A 20,750-nucleotide genomic window follows, 5' to 3' on the forward strand; every position below is an offset into this window, starting at 1 on the left:
CATGGTTGTGACATAAAAATGTGACAACCGTTATTCTCCGGCTTAAGTCCAGAAGCTTGTGGGGAGGGGTGATGCTGCAGGTACAAGGGGTATTCAAGAGTTATGGCACGCCGCAGGGGCCGTTGACCGTGCTGGCGGGTGTCGACCTGTACCTGGGAGCGCGCAGCAGCCTGGCGTTGATGGGTGAGTCGGGCAGTGGCAAAAGCACGCTGCTGCATTTGGTGGCCGGGCTCGACCAGGTCGACCGTGGCAGCATCCAGGTCGGCGACCAGCGCCTGGACCAGATGAGTGAGGCGCAACTGGCCCACTGGCGGCGCACCGAGATCGGCCTGGTGTTCCAGCAGTTCAACCTGATCGGCAGCCTGCGGGTCGAAGACAACCTGGCTTTCCAGGCGCGCCTGGCCGGGCGCCTCGATCCGGCGTGGCAAGCGCAGCTTGTGGAGCGACTCGGCCTGGGTGACTTGCTCAGGCGTTACCCCGAACAACTGTCCGGCGGCCAGCAGCAACGGGTAGCGGTAGGACGAGCCCTGGCGTCGCGCCCCGGCTTGCTGCTGGCGGACGAACCCACCGGTAACCTCGACGAAGGCACCAGTGACGAAGTGCTGCAACTGCTGCTGGACCTGCTGCGGGACAGCCCGACCAGTTTGCTGATGGTCACCCACAGCCCGCGCATCGCGGCGCGCCTTGACCAGCAGGTGGTGTTGCATCGCGGCCAGGTACTCGCTGCGGACGCCCGCTGACATGCGCGTCTTCCACTGGACACTGCGCGCGCTGCTCAGCCATTGGCGTCGCCACCCTGTGCAATTCTTCAGTGTGCTCACTGGCCTGTGGCTGGCCACCGCGCTGTTGACCGGCGTGCAAGCCCTCAACAGCCAGGCGCGGGACAGCTACGCGCGGGCCAGCCAGCTGATCGGCGGCGAACCCCAGGCCAGCCTCAGTGCGCCGGACGGTGCCAGCTTCCCCCAGGCGCTGTTTGCCGACCTGCGCCGCGCCGGGTGGCCGGTGTCGCCGGTGGTGCAGGGCCGCGTGCAGCTCAAGGGCCATGAAGACCAGCGCCTGCAAGTGATGGGCATCGACCCGGTGTCGTTGCCCGGCGGTGGCGCGCTGGCCGGGCAGACCCTGGACCGGGCGCAGATGGTCGCGTTCTTCAACCCGCCGGGACGCACCTGGATCGCGCCGCAGACCTTGCAGTCTCTGGGCCTGAAAGAGGGCGACCAGCCGCTGACAGCTGCCGGGCTGGCGCTGCCGCCGCTGCATGTTCAAGCGGACATGGCCCCCGGCGTATTACTGACCGATATCGGCTTCGCCCAACCGTTGCTGGACATGCCCCAACGCCTGTCGCGGTTGCTGCTGGACAAGGCCTTTGCCGCCGCGCATCCCGCCCTGCCGCCGGAACTGGGCGCGCAACTGCAGCTCAAGCAGGCCGAGGAAAACAACCTCGCGCGCCTCACTGAAAGCTTCCATCTGAACCTCGATGCGCTGGGCTTTCTGTCCTTTGTGGTGGGCCTGTTTATCGTGCATGCCGCCATCGGCCTGGCGCTGGAGCAGCGGCGCGGCCTGCTGCGAACCTTGCGGGCGTGCGGGGTCAGTGCGCGGATGCTGATCCTCAGCCTGGCGGTGGAACTCGGTGGCCTGGCCGTGCTGGGTGGCCTGGCGGGCGTGGCCAGCGGGTACTTGCTTGCCAGCCTGTTGCTGCCGGATGTAGCCGCCAGCTTGCGCGGCCTGTATGGCGCCGAGGTGCCCGGCCAACTGAGCCTCAGCCCGCTGTGGTGGCTCAGTGGCCTGGGCCTGGGTTTGCTCGGCGCGTTGCTCGCCGGGGCCAGCAGCCTGTGGCGGGCGGCGCGTTTGTCGTTGTTGGCGCTGGCCAATGCCCAGGCCTGGCACCAGGCCCATGGGCGCTGGCTGCGACGCCAGGGCTGGGTGGCGGGTTCGGCCTTACTGGTTGCGCTGTTGGCACTGGTATTTGGCGACAGCCTGGCCAGTGGTTTTGTCTTGATGGCGGCCTTGTTGCTGGGCGCTGCGCTGGGCTTGCCGGTGGTGCTCAATGGCGTGCTCAAGGCGGTATTGGGGCGCAGCCGTTCGGTGCTGGGGCAATGGTTTCTCGCCGATTGCCGCCAGCAGTTGCCGGCCCTGAGCCTGGCGCTGATGGCCTTGCTGCTGGCGTTGGCCGCCAATATCGGCGCGGGCTCGATGACCTCGGGCTTTCGCCAGACCTTCAACAACTGGCTGGAACAACGCCTGACCGCCGAGTTGTACCTCAACCCGCAAAACCCGGCCCAGGCCGAGGCGCTGCAAACCTGGCTGGTGCAGCAGCCCCTGGTGCAGACAGTGCTGCCGACCTGGCAGGTTGCGGTGCAACTGCAAGGCTGGCCAGCTGACCTGTTCGGCGTGGTCGACGACCCTACTTATCGCCAGCATTGGCCGTTGCTGGAAGCGGCGGCGAACCCATGGAACCAGTTGCTGCAGGACGACAGCCTGATGCTCAGTGAGCAAATGGCACGCCGGCTCAAGGTGCGGCTGGGCGATGTGGTCAGCATCCCCACGCCCCAAGGTCCATGGTCGCCGAAGGTCGTGGGGATTTATGCCGACTACGGCAACCCCAAGGGCCACTTGCTGGTGAATTCGCGGCACCTGTTGCAGCACTGGCCGGGATTGTCGCCGGCGCGTTTCAACCTGCGGGTTTTGCCGGGCAACGTGCCGCCGCTGGTGCGTGCAGTACAGGAACGGTTTGCCCTCGAAGACAGCCGCATCGTCGACCAGCAGCAGCTCAAGGGCTGGTCGAGCCAGGTATTCGAACGAACTTTTGCCGCCACCGCCGCCCTTAACAGCCTGACCCTGGGCGTGGCCGGCGTGGCGTTGTTTATCAGCCTGCTGACCCAGAGCCAAAGCCGTCTTGGCCAGTTGGCCCCGCTGTGGGCGCTGGGCGTGACACGACGCCAATTGATGCTGCTCAACCTCGGCCAGACCTGGCTGCTGGCGGTGCTGACCCTGGTGCTGGCGTTGCCGCTGGGCTTGCTGCTGGCGTGGTGCCTGGACGTGGTGATCAACGTCCAGGCCTTCGGCTGGCGCCTGCCGTTGCAGGTGTTCCCGGGGCAACTGGCGCAACTGCTGGGCCTGGCGATGCTGGCCACCTTGCTGGCTTCGGCCTGGCCGTTGTGGCAGCTGTACCGCAGTCGCCCGGCGGATTTGCTGAGGACCTTTGCCAATGAAGATTAAGTGCCTGCTATGGGCGACGTTCCTGCTGCTGGGCGCCTGCGACAAACCACCTGCACCTGAAGAAAGCTTCGCCGGACTGGGCAGCCAGGCCGCGGACTTTGCCCAGGTGGTGCCCGGCAAGGTCTTCAGCTTTCCCCAGGACCATGGCCCCCATGACGGCTATCGCATCGAATGGTGGTACCTCACCGCCAACCTCAAGGATGCCGAGGGCAATGCCTACGGCGTGCAATGGACGCTGTTTCGCAACGCACTCAAGGCCGGCCCGACACAACCCGGCTGGCACGACTCGACGATCTGGCTCGGCCACGCCGCCGTCACCTCGGCCACCCGCCATTACGCCAGCGAACGCTACGCCCGCGGCGGCGTGGGGCAGGCAGGGGCCCAGGCGGTGCCGTTCAATGCCTGGATCGATGACTGGAATTTCGCCACCCGCCCCGGTGCAGCCAGCCCCCTGGCGGACATGCAACTCAAGGCTGCAGGCGAGCATTTCAACTACGACCTGCACCTGACCTCCAGCCGCCCATTGGTGCTCCAGGGCGACAACGGCTACAGCCGCAAGTCCGACCAGGGCCAGGCGTCGTACTACTACAGCCAGCCTTTTTTCCAGGCAGATGGCCGCGTGACCATCGATGGAAAATCTTACCAAGTCACCGGCAACGCCTGGCTCGATCGCGAATGGAGCAGCCAGCCCCTGACCGCCAGCCAGACTGGCTGGGACTGGTTCTCCCTGCACCTGGACAGTGGCGAGCAATTGATGCTGTTTCGGGTGCGGCAGAAAGACGGGCCGTCGTACCTGACGGGCACCTGGATCGACCAGGAGGGCCGCACCCAGACCCTGCACAACCAGGACATCCAGCTGACCCCACTGACCACCACCGCGATCGATGGGCGCAGCATTCCCACCCAGTGGTCATTGAAGATCCCGGGCAAACATCTGGATATCACCACGGAAGCGGTCAACCCAAAGGCCTGGATGAACCTGAGCATTCCTTACTGGGAAGGGCCGGTGAAATTTCAGGGTGGGGTGGGGTATCTGGAGATGACGGGGTATTGAGTCCGACGATTTTTTGTAGGCCTTGATTACCTGCCAGGTAGGTGATTTCCCAAATGTAATTTCAGCTGTTTCAACCTTGTGTCCGGGCCGTGTTCGCCTGCCTATATTCCTGCGCCATATCCATTACATCAGGGATGTAAGTGATGGCGCAGGGATACATCAATGACCGCACCACGGACTACCTCAGCTTGAAGTCCCGCTTGCTGACCGGGTCCAGTCGGCAACTCTCCGATCAATTCGACGCGTTGAACCTGCATTTGCGCCAGACAAGCCTGGTGACGCCGGGGCAGATGGTGATTATTCCTGATTACCATGGGGTGGCATGCACTGCCGATGATGCGTGGTTGATGCGCCATGCCCAGGAGATTCAGCGCAACTTGGAGTTGGACGCATCAGCGGGGACAGCGGTGATCAATAATTATGACTTGCTGCAAAGCTTTCTCGGGTACAGCTCTGTGGGCGTCGGCAGTGCGACGTCGGCGTGGGGACGACATTTGGACGAGGTCCAGCACACGTTGGAGGAGATTGAACGGCTGCATCAGCAATTGAAGAACGGTGGGGTGAACAAGGCGCTTTTTATCCTGCAGCGGCAGATGTTGTTCCGGCGTTTGGATACACAGTTGCGAGGCGCGGCGCGATTTGGCACGAGCCTGAAAACCAATAAATCGCTGAAAAAAGTGCTGGGTATTTCCACCAAGAGTTATCTGCACAAGAGTGAAATCGTGGGCTATACGCAGCGGATTCGCAGCATTGTCGAGACGTCGAGGTTTTTGGGCAAGGGGACGTATGTGGGGTTGGCGTTGGATGTGGGGGTTGCGGGGTTGGAGGTCAAGGAAGCGTGCATGAAGGGGCGGGAGGCACAGTGCAGTCGGGCGAAGTATGTGCAGGGTGGGAAGTTGGTGGGTGGGGTAGGCGGGGCCGCTATTGGAGGGACTCTGGGGGCTGCGCTCGGGAGACGTTTATGCGGGATAGTCATGGGGGTTGCGGTGAAAGGGCAGGGTGCGCTGGTCTGCGGGATCATCGGCGGTGCTGCCGGAGGCTATGCCGCCGGGAGTACGTTTGGGCGTGCCGGTGAATGGGGTGGAGAAATGATGGGTGACCTGATGTATCAGCCTGATGGGGCTTGATCATGTCTTATTATGATTTTTTCACTGTTACGTTGCTTTTATGGATGCTTATCAACTTGGGACTGTTGCTCTTCGTCGCGTACAGAAAACTCGATGAGTTGGAAAGCTATTTCACCGAAAACGAGGCCGTTCAACGCACCAAGCGTTTTTGGCGCAGGAATCTGCCGATCGACAAAACCATGCGAATGGTTGTGATCGTCGAGCTGCTGTCCATGCCAAAACGCCATGTAAAAAAGGGCGAGGCGACTGAGGCAGAGTTGACGTCCGTCCCCGTGGCTCTGAGGCGATGGGCAGTATGGCCCTATTACGGCGGATTGGTTTTGATGGTCCTGGCAATCATTTGGGAGGTCTGGTCCAAGCCATAGCCGAGGGGCTTTTTTTCGTTATTGCGCCAATGCCACCTTGAGTGGCAAGCGCGCCATACCGGTGTTTTTAAGCGAACCCAGATACAACCAGTCACCGTACTCACGTGCCGTGGTGACGGGCGAGTAGTTACCGCTGCTGCCATCCTGCAGGTTCGCGATGACCTTGCCGTTCACGTCCAGCCCGAGCACAAAGGCCTTACGCTCGATGGGCTTGGGCACCACCATCAGTGCCCGTACCATGATCTTGCGCATCAGCGGGTAGCCGGCAAAACCGTCGAGCAGCGGGTTGCGCGGTGAATACAAGGCAACCCAGAACCGGTCCTTGCCGTTGAAGCTGAGGTTGTCCGGCAGGCCCGGCAGGTTGTCGATAAACAGGTCGTGGACGCCGGCCTTGTCGCCCTTGAGCCAGTAGCGGCTGATGCGATAGGCGCCGGTTTCGTTGACCAGCACATAGTCTTCGTTCGGCCCCAGGGCCACGCCATTGGCGAATTGCAACTGGTCCAGCAATACCTCGGTGTGGCCGGTGCTGAAGTCATACCGCAGCAAACGGCCGTCACCGCCGTGCTCGATCACCGCCTCGCCGTCTTCCCCATAACCCCAGCGGCTTGATGCATCGCTGAAGTACGCATAACGCCCGGCGGCGTCGACGGTGACGTCATCGACAAAGCCAAACGACAGGCCGGCGGCGCTGGTGGCCAGGGTGGTGAGATTGTGCTGGGTGTCGAGGGCGAGCAGGCCCTTGATCCCATCGGCAATGATCAACCGCCCGTCCGGATGCAGGGCCAGGCCCAGGGGGCGACCCTGGGTGTTGGTCAGCTCTTCGAGAACGTGGCTTTCGGGGGCCGTGCGGATGATGCGCCCGTCATGCAGGCCGGTGATGAGGAACCCTTTGCCATCCAGCAACAAGGCTTCGGGCCCGGCGATGTCCTGGGCGCCGGTTCTTTTCACGTCCTTGAGGCGCTGGTTTTCGGCGTAGGGCCCGTCCTTCAGGGATGGCGCCTTGGGCGGCGACCAGTTGACCGGTTGCACTTTGGTGGGCATCAGCAGCAGGAAGGCGACGATGGCGGTCAGGATCAGCAGGACCAGACGACCAACGTTGCTTGGACGGGTACTCATGACGATTCCTGGTGATCAGTGGTGGGCGGTTCCCAATGCAGGGTGCCGAACAGGTAGTCCATCAGCGGCAGGACGATATTGAAATTGCGTCCCTGCATCAGTTCGCGCCGGTGATGCAGGGCGTGCAGGTGATGCATCTGGCGGATCCACGGCAGGCGGGCCACGGGGTGGTCGGGGGGCAGGTGTTCGCAGGCGTGGAAAAACTCGTAGAGCAAGTAGCCGAGGATCATGCAGCCGGCGAACAGGCCAGCGATGTTGGGGTTGAGGTGTTTGAGCAGCCACCAGGCGGGGAGGGTGATGACCAGGCTGTGGACCAGGATGAGCCAGGCGGGGAACAGGATGACACGCCAGTCTCGCGGGCTGTCGTAGGTCATGTGATCGGGGGTGAAGAAGCTGTGGTGGTCGCCGGTGTGGCGGGCGTAGAACAGGCGGGCGAAGGTGTGTTTGTGATGGCCCAGGTGACGGTGGACGAGATAGATACACAGGTTGAAGAAGATCAGGGTGAGGGGGATGGCCAGCCATTCCAAGGGTTGGATTTGCCGGGTGGTGGACCAGAACAGGCTGACGCAGAGCAGGCCGTAGCCGAAAACGAAACCAGCGTGGAGCCACGGGTTGTAGCAGGGGTGGATGCTGGCGCGGTAGGTGGTGCGGAAGGCCTCGGTGGGGTGAGTCATTGGGGGCGCTCGGTGTTGTTTTTGTTGGGGATGAGCGTAGTCGGGATTGGCGCATCTATCCTGCCGCCATAAAAATACTGTACATGCATACAGTTATGTCCTACATTCCATCCCAGGTGACCGGATGTCGCCGATCACCTGAGCTTCAATTTTTTAACTATGGATGGATAAAAAATGAAATCGAAAAAAGCGTTCATGCTCGGAGCCGCCATCGCGGCGTCCTGCTTCGTTTCGGCCTGCGCCCTGGCCGAACAATCTCCTGCACACTTGACGCCGCAACCGTTGCAGCAAGCCGTGCAACAAGCCCTCAAGAGTGGCGGCAACGTCACGGCGCAGAAGGCGTCGGCTGCCTTCCTGGACAAAATCAAAACCTCGCAGCAGCTGAAAAAGCCAGTGCAGGCTGCCAAGGCCTTGAGCGGGGTTGTGGTCGCCGAGCCTGTACAGGCAGATAGCGCCAAGGTGGATGCCCAGGCCGTGGCGGCCCAGGCGTTCACGCCGCTGTGCCAGACCCTCGGTATCAACCAGATGTATAACCTGGACGGTGTGCAAACCGGCAACGACGTCTGCTACCACTTCAACGTGCCCCAAAAGGCACGGGCGACAGTGATGCTGGTAGGGCAGAGTGCTGCCACCAACATGTCCCTGACCCTGTTCCAGGACGACGGCCAGAACAACATCACTTCTCTCGGCACGTCGGATAACCCGGGCAATGCCAACGAGGTGTTGGCTGGCGTACTGCCACCTGGCGACTACTACTGGTTCATGCATGCCAATTCGGCTGACGGTTCGCCGTTCAGTTTCGGCGTGGATATCAACATGACGATTGACGATTTCGAGCCTAACGACAGTTTCGAAACGGCTTATCAACTGCCGGATACCCTGAACTACGTCACGGGTAACTCCGACACGGCGACCGATGAAGACTACTTCTCCTTCAAGGCCCTGCGCGGGCAGAAGGTCAGTGCCTATTTCGACGGTGTGAACGAGAGCGATCGGGGCCAGTGGATTTCCGAGTATTTTGACGGCGTCAAATGGATCCCGATCAGCCCCAAGGCGAAAATCACCTGGCCAACGCCATCGGTTAATGGCGTGGTGAACGTACGGGTGCGGCCTAACCCGGCCGCAACCTGGAAGGCTACGGCGCGCTACAAGCTGTCGCTGGGCTCCACACCCGAGGTGTTGAGCCACAGTGTGCAAGGTGACAACGTGGTGCGGATCCCGGCTTCGGCCAATGACTACGACCCGTTCATGACCACCCAGGCGGCACGTGACTTGAGCTGGGCCGTGACCTGGGCCGACAGCACCGGTAAACGCCTGCAGGGACTGACGCCGTATCTGCAACTCGACAAGCACGTCAACCGTAATACCTACCTGCCGGTGTACATCCCTTACTACGGTTCGGTAACCGGCGTGTCGGGCGCGGCATCCGGTACGGTCAACCTGGGCAACTGCGCGGGTGAGGCGACTGTCAGGTATGTGTCCTACGACTCGGGTTACAAAAATACCTGGGAGACCAACTACAACTTCGCCGTCTGGCGCCTGCGCATCGAGGAGTACCCGGATGTCGGCGTGGGTGGCGACGCTACCCCGGTGAGCATGGCTCATATCTGCAGCCAGCGCGTGATCTCCAGTGAACGGTGATCAACCCTCCGCTTGATCCGTAACCCCGGCGCCAACTCTTCGGGTTGGCGCCCCCAGCAACCCTTCAAACTGCGCCTGAACCCGCCCTTCGTCGCAATGCGCCACATTAAACCGCATGAAATCCCGCAACCCCGGCTCATACCCGAACAACGCCCCCGGCGCCAACACCATCCCGCGTTTCAACCCGGCTTCAGCCAGCCGCTCACCATTTACCCCCGCCGGCAACCGCGCCCAGATGAACATCCCCCCCTCAAACCCCATCGGCAATTCACACCCACAACGCCGCAGCCACTGCTCAACCCGCCCCCCAGCCTCCAGCAGCCGCTGAACCATGCGCTTGCGATGCCGGGCATACCCACCCTCACTCAGCAGCCGATACACAATCTGTTCGAACAGCTCGGACGTTATGCCGCCGCTCATCAACTTCATATTGGTCAGATTCGCCGCCAATTGCGGCGCCGCCACCACATAACTGACCCGCGCATTCGCCGTCAGCACCTTCGAAAACCCCGACAGGTACGTCACCTGCTCCAATCCCGCCAAAGTCGCCAGGCGCGGCGGCGGGTTAGGGTGCAAATCCCCGTAAAGATCATCCTCAACGATATGGCAGCGATACTCCCGGGCCAGTTGCAACAACCGAAACGCCTGGCTCGGACTGAATGAATGCCCGGTGGGGTTATGCAACACGCTGGTGGTCAGGTACAGGCTCGGACGATGCTCCGCCAACAACTGCTCCAGCGCGACAAAATCAAAACCATCAGGCCGCCGGGCGATCGTCACCACCTTGACCCCATGCAACGCCAGGTTCGCGTGGAAGTTGAAATAACACGGTGCATCCAGCAGCACCGTGTCCCCGGGCCGCGCCAGCAGGCGCATGAGCATGTCCAGGCCTTGCACCGTGTTGGGCGTGGTGATGATTTGTTCCACCGGCACCGACAACCCTTCACCGTGCAGTTTCTGTTGCAGCGCCTGGCGCAACGGCAGCAGGCCCGCCGGGGTGCCCAGCCCGGCGATGCGCAGGGTAGGGGCGCGGACTGCGCTGCGCATGGCCTGGCGCAGGGCTTCGGAATCCAGCCAGTCTTCCGGCAGATGGCCGCCGCCGGGGCGCAGGTCGCCCTGGGCCATGGCCAGGGGGCGGCGCAGTACGCTGAGCAAGTCCTGGGGCAGCAAGTCGACCCAGGTGCTGGACGACGGCTGTGCCAGGCTGCTGGCGACAAAGTGCCCGCGGCCCTGGCTGGAGGTCAGGAGGTGACGCCCGCGCAGGCGATCCAGCGCTTCATTCATGGTGAATTTTCCGACGCCCAGCAAGGCTCCCAACTCACGCACCGAAGGCAGTTTGCTGCCAGCGGCCAATTCGCCTTGCTCGATCGCATGGGCCAGGGCATCGACGATCTGCTGCACCTTCGGTGCTCGGTCATGAAAGTGAATCGCAGGAATGGGCATCACACTGTCCTTAAGTTTGCCGCCAACTTCACCGGTAAAGTCTGCGCGTATATCCGTAGAGTTTACCTGCCTGTGGCGGCACGTGCGCCCTAGACTGCAAGCCCTCTTTCCTGCTGTGAAATTCCACGCCATGGCCACCGCGCTGACGCTGTCTTCGTTTTTGTATTTCCTGCTGCTGTGCACCACCCTGGCCTTCAGCCCCGGGCCCATGACCTTGTTGTTGCTCAGCCTCGGCCTGAAGGACGGCCTGCGCCGCTCCCTGCCGGCGCAGTTCGGGGCGAGTGTTTCCTACCTGGTGTCGATCCTGATCTTTGCCGTGGGTTTTTCCGAGCTGATCAAGGATTACCCGCTGATCACCCGGATCATCCAGGTGGTAGGCGTGGCCTACATCCTTTACCTGGCCTACAAGCAATGGACCAGCAGCGGAGTGACCATCAAGACCAACGATGCAACTACGGAAAATGCCCGCAGTCTTTTCGGCAAGGGCCTGCTGACCGGGTTGTCGAATCCCAAGGCGATCATTCTGTTCAGCGCGGTATTCCCGCAGTTCGCCGCCATCGGCCAGGGCAGTGCCGCCGCCGACATCGCGATCCTCGGCCTGACCTTCCTGCTGCTGCAATTTGCCAGCGGCTGCCTGTATTGCTACTTCGGCCAGCGCATCAAGCACGTGCTGGAAAACCCCAAGCGCCGGGTGTTGCTGCAACGGGCCACGGCGGTGTTGCTGCTGGGGGTGGCGCTGATGCTGGCCAGGGGCTTTTCCAGCTGAAGGCCAGCTTATGAGCGGTAGTGGCGATCTGCCGGTGCCCTGATAGACTTCGGGCATTCATCCAGGATCAAGCCAGACATGCCAGCCGCAGGAGGAAACGGACTTTCGCTAGCTTCACGCTTGTACAAGTCGCGCACCCTGGGATTGACCCTCGGGTTTGTCTGTGTGGCCGCCGCCATCTACCCGCTGGATAAATCCGCTTGGGTCTGGGGAGTGATGATCGCCAATGCCTTCATCTGGCCGCATGTGGCCTACCAATGGTCGCGGCACTCGAAAAACTCCCTGCGCTCGGAACACCGCAACCTGCTGTTCGACTCGTTTTGCGGCGGGTTCTGGGTTGGCGCCATGCAGTTCAACCCGCTGCCCAGCGTGACCACCTTGTCGATGATGACCATGAACAACGTCGCCATCGGCGGCCCGCGCTTCATGCTCGCCGGTTGGGTGGCCCAGGCGCTGGGCATCGGCGCCTCGATGCTGGTGTTCACTCCGGCGGTGACCGCCCTCACCAGTGAAGTGCAGCTCTACGCCTGCCTGCCGATCCTGATGCTGTATCCCCTGGCGCTGGGCTGGATCTGTTACCGGCAAGCGATCACCCTGGCCCGGCACAAGCGCGAGTTGCTGGCCCTGAGCCGCACCGACAGCCTGTCGGGCCTGCTCAACCACGGCGCCTGGAAAGACCACCTGGAAATCGAGTTCCAGCGCTGCCGCCGCGACCAGCAGGGCGCCGCCATCGCGCTGATCGACATCGACCACTTCAAGACCATCAACGACACCTACGGCCATGTCACCGGCGATATCGTGCTGCGTCAATTGAGCAAAGTGCTGCGCCAGAACCTGCGGGCCACTGACCTGGCCGGGCGCTACGGTGGCGACGAATTCTGCGTGATCCTGCCGGACATGCCCCTGAACCGCGCCACCGAGGTGATGGACGCCCTGCGTGATCGCTTCAACTCCCTGGCCTACGCACAGGACCCGACCTTGCGCGCCAGCCTGAGCATCGGCCTGGCGCCATACCGGCCGGCACACGCCGACGCCACCAGTTGGCTGAACGATGCCGACCAGGCCTTGTACGAGGCCAAGAGCAGCGGGCGCAACCGGGTCAGTTCGGTGCAGGGAAGTTGGTTGAGGTCGATCTGAGGATCAACAAATCGGTGTTTGTCAGGTAGGGTGGAGCGCTACCTTCCAACAAAAACAAGGATCGGTTCATGCTCTTCAACTTCCCGCGTACCTTGCTGGCGGCCACCCTGACGCTGTCTTTCGCCATGCCGGCCTTCAGCGCCGAACCCCACAAACAGATCCAGGCCGATTCCGAGCAGTACAAGGCCGACGCCTTGAAACTGCTGGAGCGCCTGGTGAATATCGATTCGGGCTCCGGCTACGAGCCGGGCCTGACCCAAGTGCGTGACATCGCCGTCGATGAGCTCAAGCAACTGGGTTTCAGCATCCAGCTGGTGCCGGATGCCGCCGCTCATAACAGCCATGTCATCGCCACCCTCAAGGGCACCGGCAAGGCCAGGATCCTGCTGATGGCCCACATGGACACGGTGTTCAAGGAAGGCTCGGCGGCTGCCCGGCCGTTCCACATCAAGGACGGCCGCGCCTATGGCCCGGGCGTAATGGATGACAAGGGCGGCATCGTCGCCGGCATCTACGCCTTGAAAGTCCTGAAAAACCAGGGCTTCAAGGACTACGCACAAATCACTTTCCTGCTGGACGCCAGCGAAGAAACCGGCACCGACGGCGCGTCCGAGCTGATCCGCAACACCGCCAAGGGCCACGACGTGACGCTCAACCTGGAACCAGGTCGCCCGGCCGATGGCCTGGTGGTATGGCGCAAAGGCAGCGCCACCGCCGTGGTCGAGGTCAAGGGCAAGGCCGCCCACGCCGGCGTCGCCCCGGAATTGGGGCGCAACGCGGCGATGGAAGCGGCGCACCAGATTCTGCAACTGGGCAAGCTGGGGGATGCCGAGAAGAAAACCACCATCAACTTCACCGTGATCAACTCCGGCGACCGGGTCAACGTGATCCCCGACCAGGCCACCGCCAAGGCGGATGTACGGGCGGCGTTGCCGGAAGAGTTTGACCGGATCGAGAAAGACCTGGCACGGGTCTCGGCCAACAAGCTGATCCCCGAGACTGAAGTGACCACCAGTTTGCACCGTGGCCTGCCGCCGATGCCGCAGACGCCGGAGTCGGACAAGCTGGTGGCGATTGCCCAGGGGATTTATGGCGAGCTGGGGCGCAAGCTGACCATTGAGGGCAGCGGCGGGGCGGCGGATGCGAGCTTGTCGGCTGGCGTGGGTACGCCGACCCTGGACGGGTTCGGGATTGTCGGGGGCAATATCCATACGCCGGAGGAATATGCCGAGGTGGAGAGCGTGGCGCCGCGGATTTATCTGCTGAGCCGGATGATCATGGAGCTCTCCAAGCGCTGACTTAAAAACGCCACACCTCTAAATGTGGGAGCGGGCTTGTGTGGGAGCGGGCTTGCTCGCGAATGCGGTCTATCAGTCGACATCTGCTTATCTGGTACACCGCTTTCGCGAGCAAGCCCGCTCCCACATTGGTTTGTGGTGTTGGTTGGATCAGGTTGCAGGCACCACTTCCCGGGTCTTCTCCCGCCCCAGCACCAGACTGCACAACGCCGGCAAGAACAGCAACGTCAACACTGTCCCGACCAACACCCCGCCAATCAACACATACGCCAGCGACGACCAGAACACCGACAGTGTCAGCGGAATAAACGCCAGCGCCGCCGCCAACGCGGTCAGGATCACCGGGCGTGCCCGGCGCACCGTGGCCTCGATGATCGCCTCGCGAATCACCATGCCCTGGTCCTGGTTCTGCCGAATCTGGTCGGTAAAGATCAGCGTATTGCGCATCAGAATCCCGCCAATCCCGATCAACCCCAATATCGCGTTGAACCCGAACGGCTGGTTGAACAGCAACAACGTCGGCACCGCTCCGATCAGCCCCAGCGGCGCGGTGGCGAACACCATGAACATCACCCCGAACGAACGCACCTGGAACATGATCACCGTCAACGTCAGCAGGATCATGATCGGGAACAGTGCCGCCAGCGCCACGTTGGCCTTGGCGCTTTCTTCCACCGGGCCGCCGATGACGATCTGATACCCGGCCGGCAGCTTGGCGATCAAGGGTTGCAGGTCCTTGTACACCGCCATTTCCACATCTGGCGGCTGGGTGCCGTCGACAATATCGGCGCGCACTTCCACGGTCAGCGCACGGTTGCGGCGCTTGAGGATCGGTTCTTCCATCACCGCCTGGAAATGCCCGACCTGGGCCAATGGCACCGAGACACCGGCACTGTTGGTCAGGGTCATATTGTCGAGGTTGCCGAGGTCTTCGCGCTGGCTGCCCTGGGAGCGGGCAACCACTGAAACGGTACGATTGCCTTCGCGCACTTCGGTGATCGGGTTGCCGCTGAGCAACGCGTTGAGCTGGGATTTCACCCCGTCGGGGGTAAAGCCCAGCAGGCGCAGGCGGTCCTGGTCGAGTACCAGGCGGTAACTGCTGGCGCGCTCGCCCCAGTCGAGGAAGCTGTCCCGCGTGAGTGTGTTGGCGGCGACCACTTGGCGCACGTCTTCAGCCAGGCCGCGCAGCACATTCAGGTCGGGGCCGGACACGCGAAACACCACCGGGAAGGGCACCGGCGGGCCGAATACCAACTGGGTGACGCGCACCCGCGCCGATGGAAATTCGCCGGCCGCGATGCGTTCAGCCATGCGTTTTTTCAGGCTGTCCCGGGCATGGGCGTCGGCGGTCTGCACGATCAGCTTGGCGAAGGCGGGGTCTGGCAGCTCAGGGTTCAGCGACAGGAAAAACCGTGGTGCACCACCGCCGACATAGGTGTCGACCATGACGGTTTGCGGCTCCTCCATCAGCGCCTTTTCCACCTGCGCCGCTACCGCCTCGGTGCTTTTGAAGGCGCTGCCCGGTGGCATGTACACCTCCAGAATCAGCTCGGAACGGTCGGAGTTGGGAAAGAACTGCTTCTTCACCACGCCCATGCCCAGGCCACACAGCACAAAGGCCGCCACCACCAGCCCGGTGACCAGCCAGCGTCTGCGCACGCAAGCGTCCACCAGGCGCCGCAGTTTCTGGTAATAGCGCCCGGCATAAATTGCATCGTGGCCGCCGACAACCGGCTCGATGTGCGGCAACAGCTTGACCCCCAGGTACGGGGTGAACACCACCGCCACCAGCCACGAGGCGATCAGCGCAAAACCGACGATCCAGAAAATATTCCCGGCATATTCACCGGCCCCCGAGCGGGCAAAACCCACCGGCAGGAAGCCGATAATCGTCACCAGCGTGCCCGTGAGCATCGGCGCGGCGGTGGAACTCCAGGCGAAGGTGGCCGCGTGGATCCGGTCAAAACCTTCCTCGAGTTTGACCACCATCATCTCGATCGCAATGATCGCGTCGTCCACCAGCAGGCCCAGGGAAATGATCAACGCGCCCAGGGTCACCCGGTCGAATTCGCGGCCGGTCATCAGCATGATCACAAACACGATCGACAAGGTCAGCGGCACCGCAGCGGCCACCACCAGCCCGACGCGGAACCCCAGGGCCAGCAGGCTGATGACCATCACCACCGCCAGGGCGACGAAGAACTTCAGCATGAACTCGTTGACCGCCAGGCTGATGTTTTTCGCCTGGTCGGAGACCTTGGCGAAGTTGACCCCCAGCGGCAGGTCGGCCTGGATTTTCGCTTCCTGGGCCTTGAGGGCCTTGTCCAGTTCCAGGCCGTTCCAGTGCTTCTCCATGATCACCCCGAGCATCAGCGAGGGGTCGCCCTGATGACGGATACGGTAGCTGGGCGGGTCTTCATAACCCCGGCTGACGGTGGCCACATCGGCGATGCGCAGCAGCTTGCCGTTGGCTTCCAGCGGGACGTTTTCGATCAGCGCCAGGCTGTCGAAGGCCCCGTCGATGCGGATATAGGCGCGTGCCCCGGCGGTCTCGACAAAGCCTGAAGGCGCCACGGCATTCTGGGCGGCGAGGGCGGCGAAGATCTGCTCGGGCTTGATGCCCAAGGTGGCCAGGCGCTCATAGGAAAACTCGACGAAGATCCGCTGCGCCTGTTCGCCGAGGATATTGACCTTCTTCACTCCCGGCAGATTGAGCAGGCCCTGGCGCATGTCCTCGGCCATTTGCACCAGTTGCCGGTGGGGCAGGTGTTCAGCCTCCAGCGCGTACAGGGAAAAGTACACGTCGGAGTATTCATCGTTGAAAAACGGGCCGATCACCCCCTTGGGCAACTTCGCGGCTTCGTCGCTGAGCTTTTTGCGGGTCTGGTAGAACAGGTCCTGGATCTCGCTGGGGCGGGTGGACTCCAGGTACGTCATGCGCATCGAGACGAAGCCCGGTTGGGCGATGGTTTCGACGCGGTCGTAATAGTCCAGCTCCTGCAGGCGTTTTTCCAGGCGGTCGGCCACTTGCTCCTGCATCTCTTGCGCGGTGGCGCCGGGCCAGGCGGCGGTGATGGTCATGACCTTGACGGTGAACGAAGGGTCTTCGGCGCGCCCCAGTTTGCCAAAGGCAAAGACCCCGGCGGCGAGGATCGCGATGATCAGGAACAGCGTGACCGCGCGATGCTTGACCGCCAGTTCGGAGAGGTTGATCCCGCGCATTATCAGTGTTCCTGCTGACGGTTGAGGGCCAATACCTGGGCCGGCAACAGGCGTACCGCGTCACCGCTGTGCAGCAGGTGCGCGCCGAGGGCGACGACTACTTGGCCTGGGTCCACGCCACTGTCCAGCAACGCGTCCTCCTGGCCGAGGCTGGCGACGTTGACCGGGGCGAAGCTGACCTTGTCATCGGCGCCAATCACCCACACACCGGTGCCTTTGCCGGCATCCTGCAGCGCCCCGATGGGCACGCGGGTCTGTTGCGCCTGGCCGTTACCTTGCAGGCGCACGGTGATGGTCGAGCCGAGAGCGAAGCGGTCGACGGGGCCATGCAAGACATAGCGGGCCCGGTAGGTGCGGGTGGTCGGGTCGGCGCTGGCAGACAGCTCGCGCAACGTGGCGGTCACTGCTTGCTCAGGGGCGCCGAAGGGGAACGCCAGGGCTTTTTGCGAAGCCTGGTCGCGCTGGTTTTCCGGGAGGTTGACGATGGCTTCCCGGGCGCCGTCGTGGGCCAGGCGCGCCACTACTTGCCCCTCGGCGACCACTTGGCCGCGGTCCACCCGTACGTCGGTGATGATGCCGTCGCTGTCGGCCCTGAGCACCGAGTAGGTGCGGCGGTTTTCGATCTGGCTGGCGTCGGATTGCGCGGAGGCCAGTTCGGCTTCGGCCACCCGCAGATTGGTGGCGGACTGGTCGAAAATCTGCCGCGACACGGCGCCGGTATTGGCCAGGCGCTGGTAGCGGGATTCATCGTCCCGGCGTTGGCGCAGTTGCGCCTGGGCCGCATTGACGCGGTTTTTTGCCGAACGCAGGGCCAGTTCGAAGTCGCCGATATCCAGCACCAGCAAAGTGTCGCCACGGTTGACGTGCTGGCCGGGATCAACCTTGCGCTCGATCACCTTGCCGCTGACGCGGAACCCCAGGTCACTTTCCGTGCGTGCGGCCACTACGCCGGTGTAGGCGCTTTGCTGGCTGCCCGCGGCTTCGACCTTGGTGGCCAGCACCGGGCGGGGCAGGGGCGCTTCGGCGACGGGGTCGGCCTTGTTATTGCAGCCACTGAGTACCGCCAGCAGGGCCAGGGGGGTGAGAAGACGCAGGGGGAGAGGGTTCATGTCGGGCTCCGTGGGGCGGGGTGAGCTAAAAATTACGCTTGTAATATTTGTCGCCATATTATGGTCGAAATATAAAATAATCCAGCCCCGAGTCTTTGTTCCACTGGTGGGACGATCAGGGCCGGTTTTGCCGTCTAGCGCGGAATTGGTATCGGATTTAAGGTGTATCCATTACTGGAGACACATATGAAAAAGATCATCGGCATCTACACCAGCCCACGCGGCCATTGGGTCGGCGACGGCTTTCCGGTTCGCACGCTGTTTTCCTACGACACCATGGGCAAGCAGATCAGCCCGTTCCTGTTGCTGGATCACGCCGGTCCTGCGGCATTCACCCCGACCGAGCAACGTCGCGGCGTGGGCCAGCATCCTCATCGCGGTTTTGAAACCGTGACCATCGTCTACAAGGGCGAAGTCGAGCACCGCGATTCCACCGGCGCCGGCGGCACCATCGGCCCGGGCGATGTGCAATGGATGACAGCCGCCAGGGGTATCATTCACGAGGAGTTTCACTCCGAGGCGTTCGCCCGCAGCGGCGGCGCCCTGGAAATGGTCCAGTTGTGGGTCAACCTGCCGGCCAGGGACAAAATGACCGATGCCGGTTACCAGACCATCCTCGATGGCGATATTCCGACGCTGCCACTGGCCGACCACGCCGGCAGCCTGCGCTTGATCGCGGGCGAGTTCGACGGGGTCAAAGGCCCGGCTCGCACCTTCACACCGATCGACGTGTGGGACATGCGCCTCAAAGCCGGCCGCTCTGTGACGCTGGACCTGCACGCCGGGCGCAACACCGCGCTGGTGGTGTTGCGCGGCACGGTGCGGATCAACGGCACTGAAGTGGCGCGGGAAGGGCAGTTGGCACTGTTCGAGCGCGATGGCACGCAACTGCGCCTCGAGTCCAGCGACGACGCCATGGTGCTGTTGCTCAGCGGCGAGCCGATCGACGAACCCATCGTCGGCCACGGCCCGTTCGTGATGAACACCGAGCAGGAAATCCACCAGGCGTTTGCCGACTATCAGTCCGGGCAATTCGGGCAGATGCAGCGCTAGGGCGCTATACCCTCCAAAGGCATTTCATGCGATCTTCATGGCATTCGCCCTGGAGTCGCCTGAATGCCCTCATTTATCTCCGATCACCCGATGTTCTGTGCCTTGGCGCTGGTGCTGATCGATATTGCCGTATGGCGTTTGATCTCTGCCGATTTCGCCAATTGGAAGCTGGCGGCGCGGCTGGTGATCTTTGCGGTGTTCAGCGCCGTGCTGTTCAACGAAGGCATGAACCCGATGCAGGTCGCGCCGTTCGGCGACAACGTGGCGCTGCATTTGGCGGCAACGGCGTTCCAGATCGGCTGGTGGCTGTTTGCGGCGCGCACCCTCACGGTATTGCTCGGCGCGGTGATGATGCAGCGGGTCGGCCACACCGGGCGGCTGTTGCAGGATCTGGTGGGCGCGGTGATCTTCCTGATCGCGATCATCGCCGCCATGGCCTACGTGCTCGACCTGCCGGTCAAGGGCGTGCTGGCCACTTCCGGCGCGGTGGCAATCATCGTCGGCCTGGCGTTGCAAAGCACCTTGAGCGACGTGTTTTCCGGCATCGTGCTCAATACCACCAAACCCTACCAACTGGATGACTGGATCTCCATCGACGGCACCGAAGGCCGGGTGATCGACATCGACTGGCGCGCCACCCAACTGCAAACCTCCCAGGGCAGCCTGGCGGTGGTGCCCAACTCGTTGGCGGCCAAGGCCAAGATCATCAACTTCTCACGTCCCGCAGATATGTTTGGCTTGGCGGTCAGCCTGCAGGTCAGCCCCCATGCGCGGCCCCAAACCGTGCTGGATGCGCTGGAGCGGGCGATGCAGGGGTGTCGGCCGTTGTTGGCCAAGCCGGCGCCGAGCGTGGCGTTCAAGACGTCGGCCAGTGGTGGCGTGGAGTATGAGATCAGCGGGTTTGTGCCGGCCATGGCGCTTAAGCGTGAGGTGCGCAATCAGCTTTATGATTTGGCGTTTCGGCATTTGCAGGCGGCGGGGGTGAGCTTGTTGTCGGCTGCCGAGAGTAATGCGCCGGTGACGGTTTCCCGGGCTCGGGCGTTGTTGGAGAGTTCGTCGATTTTCTCGACGTTGAGGCAGGAGGAGAAGGAGACGTTCAGCCAGAACATGACGCTGCAGACCTTTCGCGCCGGGGAAATGATTTTGCCGGCGGGGGAGGTGAGTGATCACCTGTTTATCATCGAGTCCGGGGTGATTTCGGTGATGTTGACCAAGGCCGGGCACAAGTTTGAAGCCGGGCGGATGGGGCCTGGGGAGGTGATTGGTGAGGCCGGGATTTTGTCGGAGCAGGGTGTGCCTGCGGACTTTTCGGCGAAGACGTTTTGTACGTTGTATCGGATTGAGAAGGAGTATCTGAAGCCTTGTCTGGATGCTCGGCATGACATCAGTGAGGCGATGAAAAGCCTGCTGGATTTCAGGTTGCATGCGGCTCAGAGTTTGACGCAGGAGGCGCCTGTGGTGCCGGTTAAGAAGGGGTTTATGCAGTGGCTGCGGAGTCGGGCCTGAAGGTGTACATATCCGTTGCTGCG

General features: G+C 62.5%; 16 protein-coding genes. 11 read left to right on the plus strand and 5 right to left on the minus strand.

The features are described from left to right. The first annotated feature begins 71 nt into the window (after nucleotides 1–71). The 5 genes from HX821_RS30360 (at nucleotide 72) to HX821_RS30380 (ending at nucleotide 5,762) form a co-directional block, all read left to right on the plus strand. Nucleotides 72–740: an ABC transporter ATP-binding protein gene (locus HX821_RS30360; protein ID WP_008431380.1), complete on the plus strand. Its 669-nt coding sequence runs from the start codon at nucleotides 72–74 to the stop codon at nucleotides 738–740. Nucleotide 741: 1 nt separating this feature from the next. Next, on the plus strand, nucleotides 742–3,216 hold the full coding sequence (locus HX821_RS30365) for an FtsX-like permease family protein (RefSeq protein WP_177037300.1): 2,475 nt from the start codon (nucleotides 742–744) through the stop codon (nucleotides 3,214–3,216). After that, nucleotides 3,206–4,270 (plus strand): lipocalin-like domain-containing protein, encoded by a 1,065-nt coding sequence (locus HX821_RS30370; protein WP_177009813.1) that lies wholly within the window; start codon nucleotides 3,206–3,208, stop codon nucleotides 4,268–4,270. Before HX821_RS30365 ends, HX821_RS30370 begins: the two co-directional genes overlap by 11 nt. A 143-nt stretch (nucleotides 4,271–4,413) precedes the next feature. Further along, a complete protein-coding gene (locus tag HX821_RS30375; protein WP_177037302.1) occupies nucleotides 4,414–5,397 on the plus strand; it encodes a hypothetical protein in 984 nt (327 codons plus the stop codon). Between the two features lie 2 nt (nucleotides 5,398–5,399). After that, entirely contained in the window at nucleotides 5,400–5,762 is a 363-nt protein-coding gene (locus HX821_RS30380; protein ID WP_134326226.1) for a hypothetical protein, read from the plus strand. An 18-nt stretch (nucleotides 5,763–5,780) separates the two neighbouring features. Here the strand turns inward: HX821_RS30380 and HX821_RS30385 are convergent, their stop codons facing one another. Together HX821_RS30385 and HX821_RS30390 are read right to left on the minus strand one after the other, a co-directional pair. Then, complete coding sequence (locus tag HX821_RS30385) at nucleotides 5,781–6,878, minus strand: SMP-30/gluconolactonase/LRE family protein (RefSeq protein ID WP_177037304.1); 1,098 nt, start codon at nucleotides 6,876–6,878, stop codon at nucleotides 5,781–5,783. Beyond that, nucleotides 6,875–7,552, minus strand: coding sequence for a sterol desaturase family protein (locus tag HX821_RS30390; RefSeq protein ID WP_177037306.1), 678 nt, complete (start codon nucleotides 7,550–7,552; stop codon nucleotides 6,875–6,877). Before HX821_RS30390 ends, HX821_RS30385 begins: the two co-directional genes overlap by 4 nt. Nucleotides 7,553–7,726: 174 nt before the next feature. Between HX821_RS30390 and HX821_RS30395 the strand changes: the two genes are divergently transcribed. Continuing rightward, on the plus strand, nucleotides 7,727–9,193 hold the full coding sequence (locus HX821_RS30395) for a hypothetical protein (RefSeq protein WP_003210259.1): 1,467 nt from the start codon (nucleotides 7,727–7,729) through the stop codon (nucleotides 9,191–9,193). On the opposite strand, the gene HX821_RS30400 is transcribed toward HX821_RS30395, so the two are convergent. Further along, nucleotides 9,194–10,636 carry a PLP-dependent aminotransferase family protein gene (locus HX821_RS30400; protein ID WP_134326228.1) on the minus strand — a complete coding sequence of 481 codons (1,443 nt, stop codon included), beginning with the start codon at nucleotides 10,634–10,636 and terminating at the stop codon, nucleotides 9,194–9,196. It lies immediately after the preceding gene. A gap of 130 nt (nucleotides 10,637–10,766) precedes the next feature. Between HX821_RS30400 and HX821_RS30405 the strand changes: the two genes are divergently transcribed. From HX821_RS30405 to HX821_RS30415, 3 genes are all read left to right on the plus strand, one after another. After that, nucleotides 10,767–11,402, plus strand: coding sequence for a LysE family translocator (locus tag HX821_RS30405; RefSeq protein ID WP_102368673.1), 636 nt, complete (start codon nucleotides 10,767–10,769; stop codon nucleotides 11,400–11,402). A gap of 78 nt (nucleotides 11,403–11,480) precedes the next feature. Beyond that, on the plus strand, nucleotides 11,481–12,539 hold the full coding sequence (locus HX821_RS30410) for a diguanylate cyclase (protein ID WP_023658718.1): 1,059 nt from the start codon (nucleotides 11,481–11,483) through the stop codon (nucleotides 12,537–12,539). A 68-nt stretch (nucleotides 12,540–12,607) separates the two neighbouring features. Next, on the plus strand, nucleotides 12,608–13,837 hold the full coding sequence (locus tag HX821_RS30415; protein WP_177037308.1) for a M20/M25/M40 family metallo-hydrolase: 1,230 nt from the start codon (nucleotides 12,608–12,610) through the stop codon (nucleotides 13,835–13,837). A 150-nt stretch (nucleotides 13,838–13,987) separates the two neighbouring features. On the opposite strand, the gene HX821_RS30420 is transcribed toward HX821_RS30415, so the two are convergent. Continuing rightward, nucleotides 13,988–17,059 carry an efflux RND transporter permease subunit gene (locus HX821_RS30420; RefSeq protein WP_177009818.1) on the minus strand — a complete coding sequence of 1,024 codons (3,072 nt, stop codon included), beginning with the start codon at nucleotides 17,057–17,059 and terminating at the stop codon, nucleotides 13,988–13,990. Between the two features lie 2 nt (nucleotides 17,060–17,061). Continuing rightward, the gene (locus HX821_RS30425) at nucleotides 17,062–18,168 is read right to left on the minus strand and encodes an efflux RND transporter periplasmic adaptor subunit (protein ID WP_177037310.1); all 1,107 of its coding nucleotides are present in this window, start codon (nucleotides 18,166–18,168) and stop codon (nucleotides 17,062–17,064) included. A gap of 186 nt (nucleotides 18,169–18,354) precedes the next feature. On the opposite strand from HX821_RS30425, the gene HX821_RS30430 reads away from it, so the two are divergent. Together HX821_RS30430 and HX821_RS30435 are read left to right on the plus strand one after the other, a co-directional pair. After that, nucleotides 18,355–19,221, plus strand: coding sequence for a pirin family protein (locus HX821_RS30430; RefSeq protein WP_003210245.1), 867 nt, complete (start codon nucleotides 18,355–18,357; stop codon nucleotides 19,219–19,221). Between the two features lie 63 nt (nucleotides 19,222–19,284). Beyond that, nucleotides 19,285–20,727: a mechanosensitive ion channel domain-containing protein gene (locus tag HX821_RS30435; RefSeq protein ID WP_063028913.1), complete on the plus strand. Its 1,443-nt coding sequence runs from the start codon at nucleotides 19,285–19,287 to the stop codon at nucleotides 20,725–20,727. Nucleotides 20,728–20,750: the final 23 nt, after the last annotated feature.

The sequence above is a fragment of the Pseudomonas sp. B6001 genome (assembly GCF_013386015.1).
Classification (GTDB): Bacteria; Pseudomonadota; Gammaproteobacteria; order Pseudomonadales; family Pseudomonadaceae; genus Aquipseudomonas.